The following is a 20,066-nucleotide window of genomic DNA, read 5'->3' as shown; positions in this document are numbered from 1 at the left end:
CAAGGTCTGGGAGTTTGAAACAACAGCTGTTTAATTGAAGGAGAAGCGGCAAAAGATGTATCAGCTTCACATACAATGGCTGGAAGCATCCATAGGATAGGCATCGAGATGTGCCTGTTGCTCTGGACGACGGCTTCACTGGTTGAGATATTAGGTATTCGTCGGGCTCTTTGGTAAAATAAGTACAACTAAAATAAAAAAGAGGTTGAGTCTATGCAGAATATTGCTGAATGGAATGGAAGATTGGATAATTATGGAATTGGTTTCTGGGTCGGAGCGGTGCTTGGTTTTGTCCTCATACTGGCGGGCCGGTATGCCTTGAAAAAAGGGCTCGACAAAGTGATCAAGACAGAACGGACTCGGCTGTTTCTCAAAACACTGCTGAACTGGCTGACCTTTTTCGTCCTGATTGTTTATCTGTTTTCTTACTTTTCAAGAACCGCACTGATTTATCAGACACTATTTGTGTTCGGGGATACGGAAATTACGATTTTCCTTGTGCTGACCGTCCTTTTCTCGCTGATATTGGCGGTCAAGCTGTCCAATGCAATCAGGGAATACATCTTGCCGACTGTTTATGAAAAATACGGCTTGGATAGAGGGATGCAAGCGTCCATGAACACCTTTTTCCACTACCTGATTGTCACGATCGCAGTATTGGTAGCTATTTCTTCCATCGGTTTTGACCTGACGAGTTTGGCTGTCTTTGCCAGTGTGCTTGGTGTCGGGATTGGTTTTGGGCTGCAAAATGTCATGTCGAATTTTATTTCCGGCATCATCTTGCTGTTCGAGCGTCCCATAAAAGTGGGCGACCGGGTCATTGTCGACAATACAATCGCTGATGTGGAAGAAATCGGCATGCGGGCCACTGTTGTGCGGACCCGCCTGCATGAGCGGATGATTATTCCCAATTCTTATTTCCTGGAAGAAAAATTTGTCAACCGCTCCTATGCGGACACCAGACTGCGCCTGGCAGTCAGTATTGGTGTTGCTTATGACAGTGATGTGGCCCTCGTCAAGCAGCTTTTACATGAATCTGTGGTTGAGTTGAGAGAAGAAAAGTGGAATAATATACTACTGGAACCTGAGCCGAGAGTATTTTTTGAAGATTTTGGAGACTCGTCACTGGATTTCACTGTCTGGTTCTGGATTGATATGCAGTCCGAGGAGCGTGAATTCCGCATACCAAGTGACATGAGATTCAAGATTTTCGAGAAGTGCAATCAGAAGGGTATCGAGATTCCGTTCCCACAAAGAGACGTGAACATCAAGGGGTCAGTATCCTGACGGCTTAAATTTTCCGAAGAAAGAGGAGACCAATGAAAAAAGTGTTGATCGTCGAAGATGAACTGTCTATTTTAAAGCTTCTCCAGTACAATCTGGAAAAAGAAGGCTACGAAGTAACGACAGCTGCTGACGGTACAGAAGGCTTTGAACAGGCAAAGAAGCAGCATTTTGACATTATCCTGCTGGATATCATGCTTCCGGGCATGGACGGTATGGATATTTGCCGCGAACTGCGCCGGGAAAAAGTCGATTCTCCCATCATCATGCTCACAGCAAAGGACTCGGAAATCGATAAAATTGTTGGCCTGGAAATTGGGGCAGACGATTATATGACCAAGCCCTTCAGTCCTAGAGAGGTCATAGCCAGAATGAAAGCCATATTCAGGCGAGTAGAGAAAAAATCAGGGACAGACAACGCACTGGAAGAAGTTAGCAGCGATATCGTAATTAAAGACATTGTGATTTCACCTGGAAACTATACAGTAACGGTCAAAGGAAAAAATCAGGAAGTGACACCAAAGGAGTTTGAACTGCTTTTGTATCTGGCCCAGCATAAAGGGCGCATCCTGAACCGGGAACAGCTTCTTCAGGCTGTCTGGGACTTTGACTTTACGGGAGAAACTCGAATTGTTGATATGCATATCAGTCATTTAAGAGAAAAAATCGAAGAGAATCCTAAAAAACCCGTTTATTTAAAAACAGCCCGAGGCTTCGGCTATAAGCTTGAGGAACCGCAATGAAGCAGCTGCGAATGAAAATTCTTGGCTTTTTCACTGTTGTGCTGGTGCTTTTCACGCTTCTTTTTCTGTACCTGTTTTCAACTATTCTAGAAAGGCAGGCTATCGAACAGCAAGGAGAGGATCTGCAGTCCCAGCTGCTGACCCTGTCCAGCCTGCTGGATGAAGAAGAGTTCGAGACAGACCTGGAGGCTGTTACCCAGCAGTTGTCTCAGACAGCTGATGTGATTGATGAACGGATCACCTTCATTACACCAACCGGAGACGTCACCTATGATTCACGTGCAGAAGAAGGACGCCTGGAAAATCATCTGGACCGTCCAGAGATTCAGCAAATTCTGCAGGAAGGCGTGCCGGTCGGGACCTATGACCGAACCAGTGAAAGTACGGGGGAAGTACTCTACTATGCTGCGGTCGCTTTGAACAGTGAAGACGGGGAACTGATCGGCTTTTTGCGTTTGTCCAAGAATGTGGAGGAAATGGCCGGTCTGACAGAGCGGATGATTCAGGTCCTGGCCTTGTTTATGATGATTTCAATTCTGGTCGCGCTGTTGTTTACGAACTACTGGACCAAAAAAATCAGCGATCCTATTGAAAAGATGAAAGAGCTGACAGAAAAACTGAGTGTTCAGCATTATTCCAGCCGCTACAACGGAAGTTCTTACAGAGAGATTGATGATCTGGGTCAGTCCATTAATCTGCTGGCCATCAATCTGGACCAGCAGATGCAGGAGATTAATGAAAATCAGACTCGCCTAAGAGAGTTGATCAACCATCTAATTATTGGAGTCATGGTGGTCGACAGTGAGGGCCATATCACAATGGTGAACCCGGTGATGAATGAAGTGCTGGGAGAAGATCTCTACGGCAAGATCGGCGAGCGCTTTGACGAGGCTTTGCACAGTACGACTCTGGTTGAGATGATTAGACAAGCAATGTCCGAGCAGACGATTCAGAACCAGGAGGCCGAGCTGCTGTATCCGGAAGAAAAGATTGTGGATGCAAACGTTGTGCCGGTATTCAATCAGCAGAAAGAAACCTTTAATCATATCGTATTGCTGTATGACATCACAGAAATCAGGCGACTGGAAAAAGTCCGGACGGATTTTGTGGCAAATGTTTCGCATGAACTGCGTACCCCGATTACAGCGGTCAAGGGCTTTGCCGAAACTCTACTTGATGGGGCCCTTCAAGGCGAAGCGGTACTGGTAGAGTTTCTGGAGATTATATACAAGGAATCTACCCGGCTCGATTTGATGGTCCAGGATATCCTGCAGCTGTCGAAGCTCGAAAAACACAAAGCATCCACTGTGATTCAGAGGGTAAAGGCCAGAGACGTCGTCGAAGAGGTTATGAAAATCGTGCATCAGAAAACAGATTTGAAACAAATTTCTGTAGACTTGATCGAGCCGGTACCTGTTGAACTGGATATTGACCGGGACCAGCTCAAGCAGATTACCTTGAATCTGGTAGGCAACGCTATCGCCTATACGCCTGAAGGTGGAGACATCACAGTAACCCTTTCCAAAACGGACAAGGAAGCCATACTGAGTGTGGCAGACAACGGTGTAGGTATCCCTAAAGAAAGTCAGGCCCGGGTTTTTGAGCGCTTTTACCGCGTGGACAAAGCCAGAAGCCGAAATGCCGGTGGGACCGGACTGGGGCTGGCGATTGTCAAATGGCTCGTTGAAAATAATGACGGACAGATCTCACTTGAAAGTGAAGAACATAAAGGCAGTACCTTTACAGTGTGGCTACCGCTGACAAAAGAAGCATGACATAGACCGCTCCTGGCTTTGACTGGGGGCGGTTTTCTTTACATAAAATTTACATTGCTTTACACAAAATAGACACGAAATCGATGGGAAATACAAAATCCGGGAGTAAGATGGGACTTGTGAACAAGAGATATAAAGTTTAAACCACACTCAAACAAAAGGGAGACCATTATGAAAAGAAATCTTAAAATGTTATCTGTTATTGGATTGGCTGCAACAACGTTGATCGCTTGTGCGGACACGGAATCTGAGGGCGCACAGAATGGTGAAGCTGGGGGAGACTTTGATACCAGCAGCAACGTGCACGTGGTAACACGCGAAATGGGATCAGGTACCCGTGACGCTTTTGCAGAAATGACTGGCCTGGATGATGGTGACAATGACCTGATCGATCCCGGTGCAACAGCTCAGCAGGGAACCAACGCCGTCAACAGCACAGTAGCTGATGACCTATATGCCATTGGTTACACGTCAATCGGAGCGGTGGATGACTCGCTCAAAGCTATTTCAGCAGACGGCGTGGATGCGACAGAGGAAAACATTCTGGACGGCGACTATGAAATTGCCCGTAACTTCAATGTGATCATCGGTGAAGAACTGAGTGAAGTGGCAGATGACTTCTGGACCTTCATGTTCTCCGAAGAAGGACAGGCCATTGTTGCAGAAGTTGGCTACATCTCAGCTGAGACAGACGCACCGGCCTATGAAGGACATGATTTGGACCTGAGCGGTTCAATCGATGTCAACGGTTCGACTTCCGTCTTCCCGGTTGTAGAAGCCATTGCTGAGGCTTACATGGAAATTCACCCGGACGTACAGATTGCTACACACTCAACAGGTTCTGGCGCCGGCGTGACATCTGCAATCGAAGGAACTTCTGATATTGGAATGGCATCAAGAGAGTTAAATGATGACGAATTGGGAGAAGTGACTGAATCTAGAGCCGTTGCGGTAGACGGCATTGCAGTAGTCACTCACCCGGACAATCCGCTGGATAACCTGACGATGGAACAGATAGCAGACATCTTCAGAGGAGACGTCAGCACATGGGACGAACTGCTGGATAACTAAGAAAAGTTAACAGACAAGCAGTCATGTAATTGAACAGAAAAGTGAGAGGGGGCGAACAGAGCAGGCGACAAGTCTGCGCTGCAGCCCTCTTGTACTGTATACACACAGGAAAGGATTTTCATTATGGATAACCTGAGACAAGGCACCATCAAGGAAGCCAAGGCTAAGGCCAACCGGCAGCCGCCGTTCAAAAAAGCAGCCAAGGGTAACCTGGCTGAAAAAATCATGCATGGCGTTTTTCTTCTTGCTGCTTTTACATCTATTTTTTCACTTGTATTGATCGTTATTTTTATTTTCACCAATGGCCTGCCGATGATGGTTGAGTATGGACTGGCTGACTTTATTTTCGGCCAGACCTGGAATCAGACCACTTTTGGACTGCTGCCGATGATTTTGGGTTCCGTACTGGTGACACTGGGGGCCGTGAGTATCGGTGTACCTATAGGAGTCATGACGGCTATTTTCATGGCGGAGTTTTGTCCTAAAAAACTGTATGCTTTCCTGAAGCCGGCTGTTAACTTGATGGCGGGGATCCCGTCAATCGTTTATGGGTTCTTTGCTCTTAGAATCATCGTTCCTCAGATCCGTCAGCTGTTCGGGGGCCCGGGAAACAGCATGCTGGCCGCGATTATGCTGCTGTCCATTATGATCCTACCAACCGTGATTTCTTTGTCTGAGTCAGCCATCCGTTCTGTTCCCCGTTCGTATTTTTCCGGAAGTGTGGCTTTGGGAGCCAGTCCGGAACGCAGTATCTTTTCCGTTCTGGTCCCGGCAGCCAAATCAGGTATCTTCTCCAGTATCGTGCTGGGGGTCGGCCGGGCAATCGGTGAGACCATGGCTGTAGTTATGGTTGCAGGTAACCAGCCTTTGATGCCTAGAGGGCTGACACAGGGAATCCGGACGCTGACGACCAATATTGTTATGGAGATGGCTTATGCGTCCGGTCAGCATAGAGATGCACTGGTCGCGACAGGAGTCGTGCTCTTTATCTTTATTATGATCATCAATACGACATTTCTTATTATGAAAAGCAAGGAGGCGAAGTAAGTCATGATAAGTAAACTAATGAAAGGCCTGGTCTACGCTTCGGCAGTCTTTACTTTTGGCATGCTGGCCTATCTGGTCATTTATATCCTGATTAACGGTGTCCGTTTTCTGACGCCTTCCCTTTTTGCTTGGAACTACAGCACCAGTAATGTCTCCATGATGCCGGCTTTGATGACAACACTGATGGTCGTTGCCGGAACCCTGCTTATTGCTACTCCAATCGGTGTATTCACCGGTTTTTACCTGGTGGATTATGCCAACCGTAAAAATCCGGTCGTCAAGGCCATTGGCATGGCGACAGATACACTGGCGGGCATTCCATCCATTATATATGGACTGTTCGGCATGCTTTTCTTCGTTATCTTTTTGGAGTTTCAGTTTTCGCTGATTGCGGGTATCCTGACGGTGACTATTATGTCGCTGCCGGTTATTATCCGGTCAACAGAAGAGGCACTGCTTGCGACGGGTATGCCGATCAGACAGGCAAGTTATGCCCTGGGTGCCGGGAAACTGCGGACCTTGTTTAAAGTTGTGCTACCGGTGGCTATGCCGGGTATCTTGTCCGGAGTCATTTTGGCGACTGGCCGAATTGTCGGAGAAACAGCGGCTTTGATGTTCACGCTAGGGACAGCCACAAATCTGCCCGGTAGCCTCTTTGCCTCGGGTCGGACCTTGTCTTTGCATATGTATATCCTGTCTCAGGAAGGGCGCCACGTCAATGAAGCGTATGCCACAGCCGTTGTGCTACTGGTCTTTGTTCTTGTCATCAATGCCCTGTCGACACTGGTCAGCAAGCGCTTGGCCAAAGGAGGAAAATAGTTATGTTGAACCAGAAAATCAAAGTTAGAGATCTGAAGCTGTGGTATGGCAAGTTCGAAGCTCTGCACGGAGTGGATCTTGATATTTACGAAAATGAAATCACTGCCTTTATCGGACCGTCAGGGTGCGGAAAATCAACATTAATCAAGACGCTCAACCGTATGAATGACCTGGTCGAAAACTGCCGGATTGAAGGAAGCGTGGAGCTGGACGGCAAGAATATCTACAGCAAAAAGGTCGAGCTGAACGAATTGAGAAAGCGTGTCGGCATGGTTTTCCAGCAGCCAAATCCTTTCCCTAAAAGTATCTATGACAATATTGCTTTTGGTCCAAGAACACATGGAATCAAAAAGAAAAATGAACTGGATGAAATCGTTGAAAAAAGTCTGCGTCAAGCTGCCATCTGGGATGAAGTCAAAGATCACCTGGACCGCAACGCCCTATCGATTTCCGGCGGACAACAGCAGCGTATCTGCATTGCCCGTGCTCTGGCTGTTGAACCGGATGTTTTACTGATGGATGAGCCGACCAGTGCCTTGGACCCTATCTCAACAGCCAAAATTGAGGAGCTGGTCATGGAGCTGAAAGAAGACTACACGATTGTTATGGTGACGCACAACATGCAGCAGGCTTCGCGTATCTCAGACCGGACAGCCTTTTTCTTGAATGGAGACATTATCGAACAGGACATGACGCGTCAGCTATTCACCAATCCTAAAGAAGAGCAGACAGATAATTATATTTCCGGACGCTTTGGTTAAATCACGGCAGGAAAAGGAGAAGGTAAAATGAGAAGAGTGTACGAAGAAGAGCTGAACAAACTGCACAGCCAGTTTTTCCAGATGGGAAATCGTGTCAACGAAGCCATCTATAAGTCAATCAAGGCCTTTGTCAATCATGATAAAGAGCTGGCCAAGTCAGTAATTGAAGAAGACATAAAAATCAACGATATGGAACACCAGCTTGAACAAGGCTGTATCGAATTGATTGCTCTTCAGCAGCCGGTTACAGCGGATTTGCGAAAAATCATCACGGTTATGAAGGCCTCTGCTGATTTGGAGCGTATGGGAGATCACGCAGTCAGTATTTCTAAGTCAACAATCAGAGTTAAAGGCAACAAACGGAACAAGGCAATCGAAGACCAGATTTCTCTGGCAGGTGAGAAAATAAAGAAGATGGGGCAGGACATCGTCGATGCCTATATCGACTATGACAGCCATAAAGCTGAACAGATCGCCCTGAGAGATGAAGAGATTGATACTTTGGCTATGGCAATCAAAACGGCCAGTATTGACGAAATGCGCAGAGATCCGGAGTTGGTTTTAGGGGCAACGGATTACATTCTGGTCAGCACCTATATTGAACGCATGGGAGATTACATCACTAATATTTCGGAATGGATACTTTACTTTGAAACAGGCGAAATCCAGGAGCTTAACACCCACCATGACTATAAGCAGCTGGGTGTATAACCGAAAAAATAAAACAGACGCTTATGCAAGTTTAGCCGTTCATCAGAGCCTTCCTGAGCAGGAAGAGCAAGATGGGCGGCTTTTTATTTGTAATCTGCTTCACTAGGGGGACAAGGGCTTGAGTCATGATAGTGTAAAAAAAAGAAAAATTATGAAAATTAATATAGATATGCGATGCTGTTTTATGTATAATAATTTAATATAACTACTATTATAATGGTAATATAATGAGAGGGATAATTGCATGAAAATAGGGGAGAAGATTAAATCTAGACGCAAAGAGATAAAAATGACGCAAGCGGAACTGGCGGACGGTATCTGTACGCAGGCCATGGTCAGCCGGATTGAAAAGAAAAAAGTCAGACCAAGCAGAGGGTTGATGGAGAAGATTTCAGAGCGACTCGGGGTATCCATCAATTACTTTTACGGGGAAGATTCTGTGGAAAGCCGCTATTCGCAGATGTCTCAGCTTTGTCGGATGATTCGGCAGCATCTGGAGCGCAGGGAGTATGATTCTGTGTCCTACCTGATCGATTCCAACGAGGAACTGATCAGAAAGGCGGTCGGGGAAGAAAGGGAGTTTTTTGACTGGATTCATGGCCTGCTGTTTGCCTACCGTGACGGGGATAACGAAAAGGCGCTGGACTATCTGATTGAAATGGAGAAAGATGTCAAGAACGGTGAGCTAAGGGTGGAAATCATTGACAGTATCGGCAACCGTTATTTGAAAAAGAAGGAATATGACAAGGCTGAAGCTTACTATAAAAAGGGATTCAATTCATTCGCGGAGTGGATGAATCACGAGAAAAAAGCCAAGCTGCTGCTGAACTATGCCATCTGCCTGTCGCGCCAGGAGAAGTACGGGGACTGTCTGGAAAAAGTCATGCAGGGGCTGGAGCTAGTGGTGGAAAAGAATACGCTGTTTTTGCTGGGGGATTTCTTTTATTATAAGGGCTACTGTCTGGAAAAGTTGGGTCAGCACCGGGAAGCGGTGGGGGCCTATCAGAAGGCCAAGACCATTTTTGATATTCAGCAGAATGAAAAGTATTCTTTGATCACCAAAATGGCGAGGGAAAGTCTTGAGGCCATGCACAAGGAAGAAGCCCTGTCTTTTGAGCAGGATGCCAACATATGATTTAGACTTTTAGGTCAGACGTCTATAAACAAAAAGAAAAGTAAATAAAGATTAAATTATGCACATTTTAATATGTAAACATTAATTTTAAATGAGATATAACTAAGATATAAAGTGAGCAAGTACAGCCCAGAAAAAGAACCTGCCTTCTTTAAACAAGAGGCAGGTTCTTTTTTGTCTTTAGGCTGTTCAGCTAAAAGCTGGAGCAGATTACTTTTTATCCTGAGCTTCTGCCTTGATATCATCTGAAGCGTCTTCGACTTCAGCGGCCACGTCTGATGCAGCCTCTTCAGTTGTTTCTTTGACATCTTCTGCTGTTTCGCGGATATCTTCTTTTAACAGCTTCGCTTCGCTTCTAATGTCTTCAGAGGCACGGTGGAGCTGTTCACGCAGTTCCTGAGCCGTTTTTGAAATCGTCAACTTGATGTTTTCTGTTGCCGTTCCGGCAGTCTGCTGCATTTCTTCTGACTTAACTTTAGCCATGTCAGCATACTCGCTGGCTGATTTTTTAGAATCATCAAACTTTTTGGCGATGTCGTTCCGTGTTTCCTGACCACTCTTCGGTGCAAAGAGTAGTCCTAAAGTGGCTCCGATTAATAAACCTTTTACAAATGACATAATTAATTCCTCCCTAACATTGATATAGCTTCTCTAGCCATTATAGAACAAACTTAAGATATTTTAAAAGAGAAACCCTTGAAATGAGTCAAAGGCGGCAAAATATAGAATAGCTGAGCGCTGAAATGGTTTTTTACAAGGTATATGCTATAGTGAAATGAGTAGAATACGAGCATGAGAGCAGCAGTTACCTGCCGCTTAAATCAGTACCTGAGACCTTTAAATACGCCAAACAAGACCGCTAGAGGGTGAAGGGAGGACTCTTTCTGCTGTTTGATGACCGATTGGATGCCGGCAAACAGCTGGCGTCCAGGATTGACATTTTGGATCCCCAAAAAACCATCGTTCTGGCTCTTCCCAGGGGAGGGGTTCCTTTGGGTATCGAAATTGCGAGACAGCACGGTTTGCGGTTTGATATGTTGCTGTCCAAGAAGATTGGCCATCCGCTTCATCCGGAATATGCTATAGGAGCGATTGCCGAACTGGGCGAACCCATCATCAACGAAAAGGAAATGAGACGGATAGACCCGGTCTGGCTGCAGCAAGAGATCCAGTCTTTGCGCAGGCAGATGCACAAGCGCCGAGCACTGTATGACCAGTGGCTTTTGGTACAGCGGATAAAAGGTCAGACCGTGATCTTCGTGGATGACGGTATTGCTACCGGCATGACCATGAAAGCGGCTGTTCAGTCAGTAAAGGACCAAAAGGCCAGCCACATCATTGTGGCAGTTCCGGTTGTTCCGGAAAACACTTGCCAGGATTTGTTGAAACAGGTGGATGCAGTCGCAGCGGTAGACATCCCCCGGCATTTTCTAGGGGCTGTGGGAGCCTATTACCGTCATTTCCCGCAAGTGGAAGATAAAGAAGTTGAACAGATGTTGAGTCAGTTGGATTAGACCTGAAATAAATGCCAGGAGTAAAAGATAATTTATGTAGTTGGCCCTCGGGAATTAGATTGTTATGGCTAATTTCCGAGGGTCGACCTGTATACCCGTTTGACAGGCCATGTATTTTATTGTAAGCTTTAAAACGGTCAATCAAATACTTGTTAGGAGAGGCTCCTAAATGAACACAGGCTATTGCCCAAAAACCTCCAGAGAGGCCAATGGGTAGAACAGGCATGATCGGATTAAGGTCTTGCTTAAGATAGCTGATTCCTTTGTGAATCTACGTCATTTAGTGCTAAAACCCAGACGAAGAGTAGATGAATACGCAGTGTATGATTTATGCTGTCCATAATCGATGTTTATTGATGATACTCTTTTTCTGAAATGGTTTAGTATGCGGCTTCTGGGACAATCCCGGCAGTCGCATTTTTTAATTGAACGGAGGTGAGGCCTGATGCAGAAGGATAAGGACGAGTATCCCTGTTGGGATGACAGCAGTAAAACTCTAGAAGAACGCTATCAAAACAACCAAATGGAGGAATCATCATGGACAAATTCAAAGCAAATGTACGGGCCAACCTCGAAAAAAGAGATATGGAAGCACTAAAAGACACGGTCATCCAGGCAGATAATGTGGAAATCATCAGCACCCTGCATGACCTGCCGGCAGAGGAGAAAGGTATTCTGTTCCGCCTGCTGCCAAAAGAGCGTGCTCTCCATATATTTGAGCAGCTGGAGTCCAATACACAGCAGCAGCTGATCCGTTCATTTACAGAAGACAAAGTAATTGAAGTATTTGCCGAAATGGCACCGGATGACCGGGTCCGCCTGCTGGATGAACTGCCGGCTAAGGTGACTAAAAATCTGATTGCTTCTCTGGATCAGGAAGAGCGCCAGGCAACAGCTTTACTGATGGGCTACGAAGAAGAGACCGCCGGCCGACTGATGACACCGGAATACGTCACGGTCAAAAAAGAAATGAAAGTCAGTGCAGCCCTCGAAGCAGTCAGACTAACCGCTGCTGAAAAAGAAACCATTTATATTATCTACGTGACGGATGCTAGCAGAAAGCTGGAAGGGGTACTGTCTTTGAGAGAGCTGGTCATGGCCGACCCGGAGGAAATCATCGGCAATGTCATGCACCAGAAAGTAGCTAAGGTATCGACGGATACGGATCAGGAAGAAGCAGCCCGCCTGCTTCAGTCTCTTGACTTCCTAGCACTGCCTGTTGTGGATAAGGAAAACCGGATTGTTGGAATCATGACTTTCGACGATGCCATGGATATTATAGAAGAAGAAACAACGGAAGACATCTTTGATAAAGCCGGTCTGGCAGACTTGACTGACAGAGAGTCCAACCGCAGTGAGCGCCTGGTAAACGGGACGCTGATAGAGATCTGGAAAGTGCGTCTGCCTTTCCTTGTCATTACGATGGTAGGCGGCCTGCTGGCTGGTGTCGTTATCGATTCCTTTGAAGAAGCGCTCGAAGCCATCGCTGCTGTAGCCATTTTTATCCCGGTTATCATGGATATGGGAGGAAATGCCGGAACTCAGTCTTCCACAATTTTTGCCAGAGGACTGATTTTGGGACATGTGGACACCAGTAAATTTATGAAGCATCTGGGTAAGGAAACTCTGGTTGGTTTGAGTATGGGTGTGCTGGTCGGGATTGCGACCGGCATCATCGCTTCCACTTGGCAAGGCATTCCAGAACTGGGTATTGCTGTAGGTGTAGCACTGGCTTTGACCATGACGCTGGCGACGGCATTGGGCTTCTTTATTCCTTATGTGCTGTTCAAGCTGGGCATTGATCAGGCTGCCGGAGCCGATCCGATTATCACAACAATCAAAGATATTTCCGGTCTGGTCATTTACTTTGTACTGGTCACTCAGTTGCTGGGTTATTTAATGTAGAAACGGATAAAATAATAAAGCAGGAGTCTGGCTGTCTGCATGCTCAGGCTCGGTGATTCTGCTGTCTCTCAGCGGACTCTTGATGTAAGGTGGATCCGAGTCGGTTAAAGCAAACAGATAGGAAAAAAGAGCGCTTTTCATTTTTGCTTACCGGCTAGCAGCCGGCTGGCCTGGATGAAGAGGGCTTTTTTGTACATTATTTATGAAGTCAGCTTTAGGGACGGGTTTTTATCGGTGCGGGTATTTGAATGTACGGGAGACATATGACGTTCAACCTGTTACGGCCTGTGCTAAAATAAGGGTGCATGCAAAGAGAGTCTGGAGGAGATAAAGGTGAAAGCTATAGTAATCGAAGCCTTCGGCGGGGTCGAAGAGCTGAAGCTCAAAGACATCGACCGGCCGGAAATCAAAGCTGACCGTCTGCTAGTCAAACTGGCAGCGACCAGTGTTAATCCGATTGATATCAAGAGACGGAAAGGATTGTTCGGCGGGAAGCTTCCAATGATTGTGGGCGGGGACGTGGCGGGAACCGTAGTTGCTGTCGGAGAAGAGACAACTGGATTTGAGCCGGGAGACCGGATCATGGCTAATGGGGCCAAGACCTATGCTGAATATGTGCTGGTCAATCCGGACCGTGCAGTGAAGCTTCCGGCTAATATTGACTTTGAAACAGCTGCGGCTGTTCCATTGACTGGACAGACGGCCTATGAGGCTATCGTGACCCGGGGACAGGTCCAGCCTAGTCAGCGGGTGCTGGTCCATGCAGGTTCCGGGGGAGTCGGCTCGTTGGCTGTTCAGATCGCTAAAAAAAGAGGCGCCTGGGTAGCTGCAACTGCCAGCACCCGCCATCAGGACAGACTGATGGCGTTGGGAGCCGACCGGGCGATCGACTACACGAGGGAATCCTTCGAAGAAGTCCTGGAGCCAGTCGACCTGATTCTTGATCCCGTAGGGGGAGAGGTTCAGGATAGAAGTTTTGCTGTTTTAAAAGAGGGAGGCAAGCTGCTGTCGGTGGCTAAAGAGCCGGAGGAGGAAAAGTTTGACGGCCGCCAAGTCCAGGCGACATTTTTTTCTATGAAGCCGACTAAAGAAGGGATTACAGCCTTGGCAGACTGGATGGAAAAAGGGGAGCTGAGGCCTGTAGTGTCAAGGACGTTTCCTTTTTCTGAAGCGGGAGTCAGAGAAGCGCATGAGTTGAGCGAAACTGGACAGGCCGGAGGCAAGATCATCCTGACATTCGTTTGAGAGCTGCAACCGAGAAAGGTGGACAAGATGCCAATCATTATCGTACTACTTTTAACAGGCTTTATGATGTTTTTGTCTTTTAAGTATATGACCCGGTCACTGAATATGGGGAGCCGAATATTTTCCAGAGGTTTTTCTTCTTTAGGTTCAGAAGAAGACCAGCGGGTGACTTGCCCGAACTGCGGTCGGCAAGTCAGACGGACCGACAATCCTTACTGCAGTCGCTGCAACACGTCTTTTTGAGGACATTGGATTTTTCAGTTTGAGAGTTTAAAGCAACTCCTGCGAGTTACAGCCAAATAAGAAAATTGAAAGCAGCGCCTGTACAAGAAGAAAATAGGCGCTGCCTATTTGTGTGCGCAGCAGAGTAGGATTTGAGACACTAGTGCTTTTTTGCATGGCTGAATTGATCAAGCACAAAAGTGTGAAACAGCTTTTCTGGAGGAGAAAGCTGGCGGGTCCTGGAGGTGATGATGCCGACAGTCCGTGTAACGTCAGGATCAGTGACTGGGATGCAAGTCAGAAAAGGTGACCGGTACTGGGTCACGGCACTCTCCGGAAGCAAGGTAATCCCGATGCCGGCGGCTACCATACCTTTGATGGCATCCATATCTTCTCCTTCGGTACTGACTTTGGGCTCAAAACCGACAGACCGGCAAGCAGTACTGACTACTTCTTCCAGAATATAGCCTTTGGGGAAAAGAATAAATTCCTCGTTTTTTAAAGCAGACAAGGGAACGGACTGCTTAACTGACAAGGCGTGTGCCTTTGATACAAGAAGATAAAGCGGCTCGTCAAAGAGAACGCTACCTTGAATGAGTGGATCTTCTTCAATGACAGGACCGATGAAGGCCAGGTTCAGTTCTCTGTTCTTGATTGATTCCAGCAGATACTGGTAGGATCCCTGCCTCAACTGAAATTTGATGTTTGGATAGTCAGTGGAAAAGGACTGGATCAGCCTGGGGAGCAAGGTTGTTGCGAGGCTAGTCGGAAAACCAACATGGATGGTGCCGTTTTCAGGAGCGGAATGATCGGCAATCTGATGTTTCATCTGCTCCAGCTGCGCCATGATGTCCTTGGCCTGATGCAGAACAAGCCTGCCAATTGGCAGTAGCTTGACCCGACGGCCGACGCGTTCAAACAGTTCCACCTGTAGTTCCTCTTCAAGATTTTTAATCTGGCGGCTCACTGCAGACTGGGCGACATTCAGCTGCTGGGCAGCATCCGACATGTGCTCGCGTTCGGCGACTTCGATAAAATAAAGCAGCTGTTTGATTTCCATAAACCGTCTCCTTCAGTTTAAATAGATTGATACATAAATTAGATGATAACTATCGAACAAATATATTGTATGCATAAATGCAAAGGATTACAATGGAATAACACTATAATGAGAATCAGATGAGAACTGATCGCTTGGAGGAAACGACTATGGCTAAATTCAACCCCGTCCATCAAGCTGGCGGCTTGTATTCACCACAATTTGAAAGAGACAATTGCGGAATCGGACTATACGCGAATATGAAAAATAAAAAAAGCCACACAATCGTCAAAAGAGGGATCGAACTGCTGACTCACCTGGATCATAGGGGAGGGCAGGGAAGTGACCCGGATACAGGAGACGGTTCTGGAATCATGACCCAGATACCGGATAAGCTGTTTAAGAAGCTTCTGCCTCAGTTTGACCTGCCGGAAGAAGGGCAGTATGCGGTCGGCATGCTGTTTTTCAGCCAGAATGATACCCGGCAAGAGGAATGGGAAAAAGAGATTCAGCAGATTGCACGAGCAGAAGGTCAGCAGGTTGCCGGCTGGCGGACCGTACCGACTGCTGTAGAAAAAATCGGTGTCAAGGCTCAGAAAACGGCACCTTACGTCCGGCAGCTGTTTCTTGTGAGAAGTCCTGAACTTAAGAATGAAGCCGCTTTTGAGCGTAAGCTGTATGTGATACGTAAACGGGCAGAAAAAATAGCTGCAGACAACAATCAGGCTTTTTACTTTCCCAGCTTTTCCAGTCAGACGATTGTCTACAAGGGCCTGCTGACATCCAGCCAGGTTGATCAGTTTTATCTGGATTTACAGGATCCTGACTATACATCGGCTTTTTCCCTGGTACACTCCCGTTTCAGTACCAATACGGTTCCCAACTGGGAGCGGGCGCATCCGAACCGCTATCTGATTCATAATGGAGAAATCAATACACTCAGAGGGAATATCAACTGGATGAGGGCACGGGAAGGAAGTTTTGTTTCTGAGGCTTTCGGAGACGATCTGGATAAGGTGCTGCCGATTCTGGACGAGTCAGGCAGTGACTCCGCTGTATTGGACAATGCACTGGAATTTTTCACCCTGGCAGGCCGGTCCTTAGCCCACTCCGCAATGATGCTGATCCCGGAACCGTGGGAAAACAATCCGGATATCAGTCCAGAAAGAAAAGCCTTCTACAAATATCACAGCATGCTGATGGAGCCTTGGGACGGGCCGACATCCATCACCTTCACTAATGGGCGCCAGATCGCGGCTCTGCTTGACCGTAACGGCCTGAGACCGGCCCGTTACTATCTGATGAAAGACGACACCATCATCTATGCATCAGAAACAGGAGTCATTGATGTCCGAGAAGAGGATGTGGTGTCTAAGGGTCGGCTGAGTCCCGGCAAAATGCTGATGATTGATCTGGAAGAGGGACGCATCATTCCGGATGAAGAAATCAAGCAGCAAGTTGTAAGTCAGGCTCCTTATGAAGAATGGAACAAGGAACTGTCTCTGGAGCTTGACAGCCTCAAGACGGACAAGGCAGCTGAACAGAAAAAGGAAGCACAAGCAAGCTCAGATCAAAGCAGCAAAGCCCAAGCAGAGGTCCCGCTGATCCGTCGGCAGAAGGCTTTCGGCTATACAGTGGAAGACATTGAAAAATACTTGAAGCCGCTGATTGAAAAAGGAAAGGATCCGATTGGGGCGATGGGGATTGATACGCCTCTGGCGGTTATGTCCGACCGTCCGCAGTCGCTGTTTCTCTACTTCAAGCAACTGTTTGCCCAAGTTACCAATCCGCCAATCGATGCCTACCGTGAACAGATTGTGACCTCAACTCTGAGCTGGCTCGGTGCAGAGGGAGATCTGCTGAATCATGAAGCGGGTGTGGGTCGGCGGATTCGCCTGGACTCACCGATCCTCAGCCGAGAGGCTTTCGAGCAGGTATCAAATCTTGATTGTCCACTTTTTAATAGCCAGAGAGTTCATACTCTGTTTTCAGGCAGTCTGCAAGAGCGTCTGCAGTCCTTGAGGGAGGAAGTCGAAGCGGCGGTCCGCTCAGGTGTAACACTAATCGTTTTAAGTGATGAACAGATGGATAAGGAAAAAGTTCCGGTCCCGGTTCTGTTGGCTGTCAGCAGTGTCCACCAGCATCTGGTCAGAAAAGGTCTGCGCACGCAGGTGAGCCTGCTGTGTGCAAGCGGGGAAGCCCGGGAAGTGCATCATTTTGCAGCCCTGATTGGTTACGGGGCTGATGCGGTCTATCCTTATCTGGCTTACGACACCATTGCAAATGAAGTTGAAAACGGTCAGTTTAAGACGGAACAAAAGGAAACAGCAGAACGCTACCGGCTGGCAGTCACAGAAGGCGTGATTAAAGTCATGTCCAAGATGGGCATCTCTACTGTCCAGAGTTACCGTGGGGCACAGATTTTTGAAGCAATCGGGATAAGTGAAGCGGTTGTCGATGAACACTTTACCGGGACGGCTTCACAGATCAGTGGGATTGGCCTGGCTACCATTGCTGAAGAAGCCCGCCTGCGTCACAGTTTAGGCTTTAAAGAGGATTTGTATGAGGTCCTGGATTCAGGCAGTGACATGCAGTGGCGCAAAGGCGGTGAAAAGCACGTGTACAACCCGCTGACCATGCACAAGCTGCAGTGGGCAGCCCGGCGAGGAGATCCAAAGCTGTACCGGGACTACGCGGAAGCTGTCAATAACGGCCATCACGGCTTTATCCGCAGTCTGTTCGATATTAAATCGGACCGTGAGCCAATCAGCATAGATAACGTGGAGCCGGTCGAAGAACTGTTCAAACGCTTCAAGACCGGGGCCATGTCTTTTGGATCAATCAGCCCGGAAGCACATGAAACACTAGCCATCGCGATGAACCGCCTAGGCGGCAAGTCCAACTCCGGTGAAGGCGGGGAAAATCCGAAACGCTTTGATAAAGATCCTAATGGCGACTGGAGACGCAGTGCCATCAAGCAAGTGGCTTCCGGGCGTTTTGGTGTGGATAGTCATTACCTGGTCAATGCCGAAGAGCTGCAGATCAAGATGGCTCAGGGAGCCAAGCCTGGAGAAGGCGGACAGCTTCCAGGAGAGAAAGTGTATCCGTGGATTGCTTCGGCCAGAAATTCAACGCCCGGAGTGGGACTGATTTCGCCGCCACCGCACCACGATATTTATTCGATTGAGGATCTGGCTCAATTGATCCATGATTTGAAAAACGCCAACCGCAAAGCCCGCATCTCCGTTAAGCTGGCCTCCAAGGCTGGGGTTGGAACGATTGCATCGGGTGTAGCTAAAGGCAATGCTGATGTCATTTCCATTGTCGGCTATGATGGTGGAACAGGCGCATCGCCTAAAACCAGTATCCGTCATGCGGGCCTGCCGTGGGAGCTGGGACTGGCAGAAACACACCAGACGCTGCAGATGAATGATTTGAGAAACCGGGTCACGCTGGAGACGGATGGCAAACTGCTGACTGGTCGAGATGTGGTCATGGCTGCCATTATAGGAGCCGAGGAATTCGGTTTTGCGACCGCTCCCTTGGTGGTTCTGGGCTGTGTCATGATGCGTGTCTGTCATCTGGATACTTGTCCGGTGGGCATCGCCACCCAGAATCCGAAACTGAGAGAGCGGTTCATGGGCAAGCCGGAGCATGTAGTGAACTATATGACCTTTATTGCAGAAGAAATTAGAGAGATTCTGGCTGAATTAGGTTACAGCAAAATCGAAGACCTGGTGGGCCGGACAGATTTGCTGGAAACCAATGAATGGGCCCGGACGCACTGGAAAGCCTCGCAGCTTGATCTTGAACGCATCGTCTATCAGCCGTTCGGCAAAGCTAGAATGAACAAAACGGTGCAGGATCACAAGATTGAGCAGTCACTCGATGTCCGTTCGATCCTGCCTCAGGTGACGGAGGCCATTGATACAGAAACGCCTGTCTCACTTGACCTGCAAGTCAGTAACATGAACCGGGTAATCGGAACAGTAGTCGGGAGTGAAGTGTCCCTGCGCAAAGGAGCAGCCGGTCTGCCGGAAGACACGCTGACGTTGAACTGTGTTGGGTCAGCCGGCCAGAGTGTGGGAGCCTTCCTGCCGAGAGGCATGACACTGAATCTGATTGGTGATGGGAATGATTATGTAGGTAAGGGGTTGTCCGGCGGCAAACTGATTTTAAAAACCTCGCCTGCCGCCGGTTTTGAAGCAGTCAGTAATGTCATTGCCGGTAACGTCGCCTTCTACGGGGCAACAGCTGGTGAAGCTTATTTGAATGGTTTGGCCGGTGAACGCTTTGCTGTCAGAAACAGTGGGGCAACGCTGGTGGTTGAAGGTGTCGGAGATCATGGTTGCGAGTATATGACCGGTGGACGGGTTGTGATTTTAGGAGCGGTCGGAAAGAACTTTGCGGCTGGGATGTCCGGAGGGATCGCTTACGTATTAAGCGATGATCATGCAGACTTTATCCGCCGAGCCAACAGTGAACTGGTGTTGTTTGAAACAATTGAAAACGTAGCGGAAGCAGAGGAGCTGAAACAGCTAGTCGCCCGTCATGCGGACTATACGCATTCTACGCGGGCAGTCAAGCTGCTGGAAAACTGGGAAGCTTCCGTTTCCCGCTTTATTAAAGTTATTCCAAGAGAATACAAGCAGATCACAGCTGAAATCAATCGGCAGATCAGAGACGGACTGTCTGAAGAAGAAGCAAAAATGGCTGTATTTATGAAAACAAAGGAAGAGCCTGAATCCGTCAGTGTGCCTAACTGACCGCAAGTGATTTGAGCGAAAGGAGAATC

The 20,066-nt window shown here is 47.8% G+C and carries 16 protein-coding genes and 1 riboswitch; of the genes, 14 read left to right on the top strand and 2 right to left on the bottom strand.

Annotated elements, in window-relative coordinates; all coding sequences use genetic code 11:
• Positions 1-213 precede the first annotated feature (213 nt).
• From ADIAL_RS01000 to ADIAL_RS00960, 9 genes are all read left to right on the top strand, one after another.
• Entirely contained in the window at positions 214-1,287 is a 1,074-nt protein-coding gene (locus ADIAL_RS01000) for a mechanosensitive ion channel family protein (RefSeq protein ID WP_051503631.1), read from the top strand.
• Positions 1,288-1,319: 32 nt separating this feature from the next.
• On the top strand, positions 1,320-2,027 hold the full coding sequence (locus tag ADIAL_RS00995; protein WP_034298774.1) for a response regulator transcription factor: 708 nt from the start codon (positions 1,320-1,322) through the stop codon (positions 2,025-2,027).
• Entirely contained in the window at positions 2,024-3,802 is a 1,779-nt protein-coding gene (pnpS, locus tag ADIAL_RS00990) for a two-component system histidine kinase PnpS (protein WP_034298772.1), read from the top strand. The genes ADIAL_RS00995 and pnpS overlap by 4 nt, the downstream gene beginning before the upstream one ends.
• Before the next feature lie 171 nt (positions 3,803-3,973).
• Positions 3,974-4,873 carry a substrate-binding domain-containing protein gene (locus ADIAL_RS00985; protein WP_034298770.1) on the top strand — a complete coding sequence of 300 codons (900 nt, stop codon included), beginning with the start codon at positions 3,974-3,976 and terminating at the stop codon, positions 4,871-4,873.
• Positions 4,874-5,098: 225 nt separating this feature from the next.
• Entirely contained in the window at positions 5,099-5,920 is an 822-nt protein-coding gene (gene pstC / locus ADIAL_RS00980) for a phosphate ABC transporter permease subunit PstC (RefSeq protein WP_034298833.1), read from the top strand.
• Between the two features lie 3 nt (positions 5,921-5,923).
• Positions 5,924-6,739, top strand: a complete 816-nt coding sequence (gene pstA, locus ADIAL_RS00975) for a phosphate ABC transporter permease PstA (RefSeq protein ID WP_034298767.1) — start codon at positions 5,924-5,926, stop codon at positions 6,737-6,739.
• 2 nt (positions 6,740-6,741) lie between these two features.
• Entirely contained in the window at positions 6,742-7,500 is a 759-nt protein-coding gene (gene pstB, locus ADIAL_RS00970; RefSeq protein ID WP_034298765.1) for a phosphate ABC transporter ATP-binding protein PstB, read from the top strand.
• 27 nt (positions 7,501-7,527) lie between these two features.
• Entirely contained in the window at positions 7,528-8,211 is a 684-nt protein-coding gene (gene phoU / locus ADIAL_RS00965; protein WP_034298763.1) for a phosphate signaling complex protein PhoU, read from the top strand.
• 244 nt (positions 8,212-8,455) lie between these two features.
• Positions 8,456-9,346 (top strand): helix-turn-helix domain-containing protein, encoded by an 891-nt coding sequence (locus ADIAL_RS00960; protein WP_081757594.1) that lies wholly within the window; start codon positions 8,456-8,458, stop codon positions 9,344-9,346.
• Between the two features lie 210 nt (positions 9,347-9,556).
• Here ADIAL_RS00960 and ADIAL_RS00955 read toward each other — a convergent pair whose 3' ends face one another.
• A complete protein-coding gene (locus ADIAL_RS00955; protein ID WP_034298759.1) occupies positions 9,557-9,964 on the bottom strand; it encodes a YtxH domain-containing protein in 408 nt (135 codons plus the stop codon).
• A gap of 248 nt (positions 9,965-10,212) precedes the next feature.
• Between ADIAL_RS00955 and ADIAL_RS00950 the strand changes: the two genes are divergently transcribed.
• From ADIAL_RS00950 to ADIAL_RS11320, 4 genes are all read left to right on the top strand, one after another.
• Complete coding sequence (locus ADIAL_RS00950) at positions 10,213-10,860, top strand: phosphoribosyltransferase (protein WP_081757592.1); 648 nt, start codon at positions 10,213-10,215, stop codon at positions 10,858-10,860.
• 141 nt (positions 10,861-11,001) lie between these two features.
• Positions 11,002-11,172: riboswitch (M-box (ykoK) riboswitch) on the top strand.
• A gap of 225 nt (positions 11,173-11,397) precedes the next feature.
• On the top strand, positions 11,398-12,765 hold the full coding sequence (gene mgtE / locus ADIAL_RS00945) for a magnesium transporter (protein WP_034298757.1): 1,368 nt from the start codon (positions 11,398-11,400) through the stop codon (positions 12,763-12,765).
• A gap of 333 nt (positions 12,766-13,098) precedes the next feature.
• Positions 13,099-14,010 carry an NADP-dependent oxidoreductase gene (locus ADIAL_RS00940; RefSeq protein ID WP_034298755.1) on the top strand — a complete coding sequence of 304 codons (912 nt, stop codon included), beginning with the start codon at positions 13,099-13,101 and terminating at the stop codon, positions 14,008-14,010.
• Between the two features lie 27 nt (positions 14,011-14,037).
• The gene (locus tag ADIAL_RS11320; protein ID WP_155849143.1) at positions 14,038-14,253 is read left to right on the top strand and encodes a hypothetical protein; all 216 of its coding nucleotides are present in this window, start codon (positions 14,038-14,040) and stop codon (positions 14,251-14,253) included.
• A 139-nt stretch (positions 14,254-14,392) separates the two neighbouring features.
• Here the strand turns inward: ADIAL_RS11320 and ADIAL_RS00935 are convergent, their stop codons facing one another.
• Entirely contained in the window at positions 14,393-15,292 is a 900-nt protein-coding gene (locus ADIAL_RS00935; protein WP_034298753.1) for a LysR family transcriptional regulator, read from the bottom strand.
• Between the two features lie 149 nt (positions 15,293-15,441).
• On the opposite strand from ADIAL_RS00935, the gene gltB reads away from it, so the two are divergent.
• Positions 15,442-20,037, top strand: coding sequence for a glutamate synthase large subunit (gene gltB, locus ADIAL_RS00930; RefSeq protein ID WP_034298752.1), 4,596 nt, complete (start codon positions 15,442-15,444; stop codon positions 20,035-20,037).
• The last annotated feature ends 29 nt before the right edge of the window (positions 20,038-20,066 follow it).

Source organism: Alkalibacterium sp. AK22 (genome assembly GCF_000585255.1).
Lineage (GTDB): Bacteria > Bacillota > Bacilli > Lactobacillales > Carnobacteriaceae_A > Alkalibacterium.
Note: the sequence above shows the minus strand (reverse complement) of the source record. Positions and strands in the feature narration are given on the sequence as shown.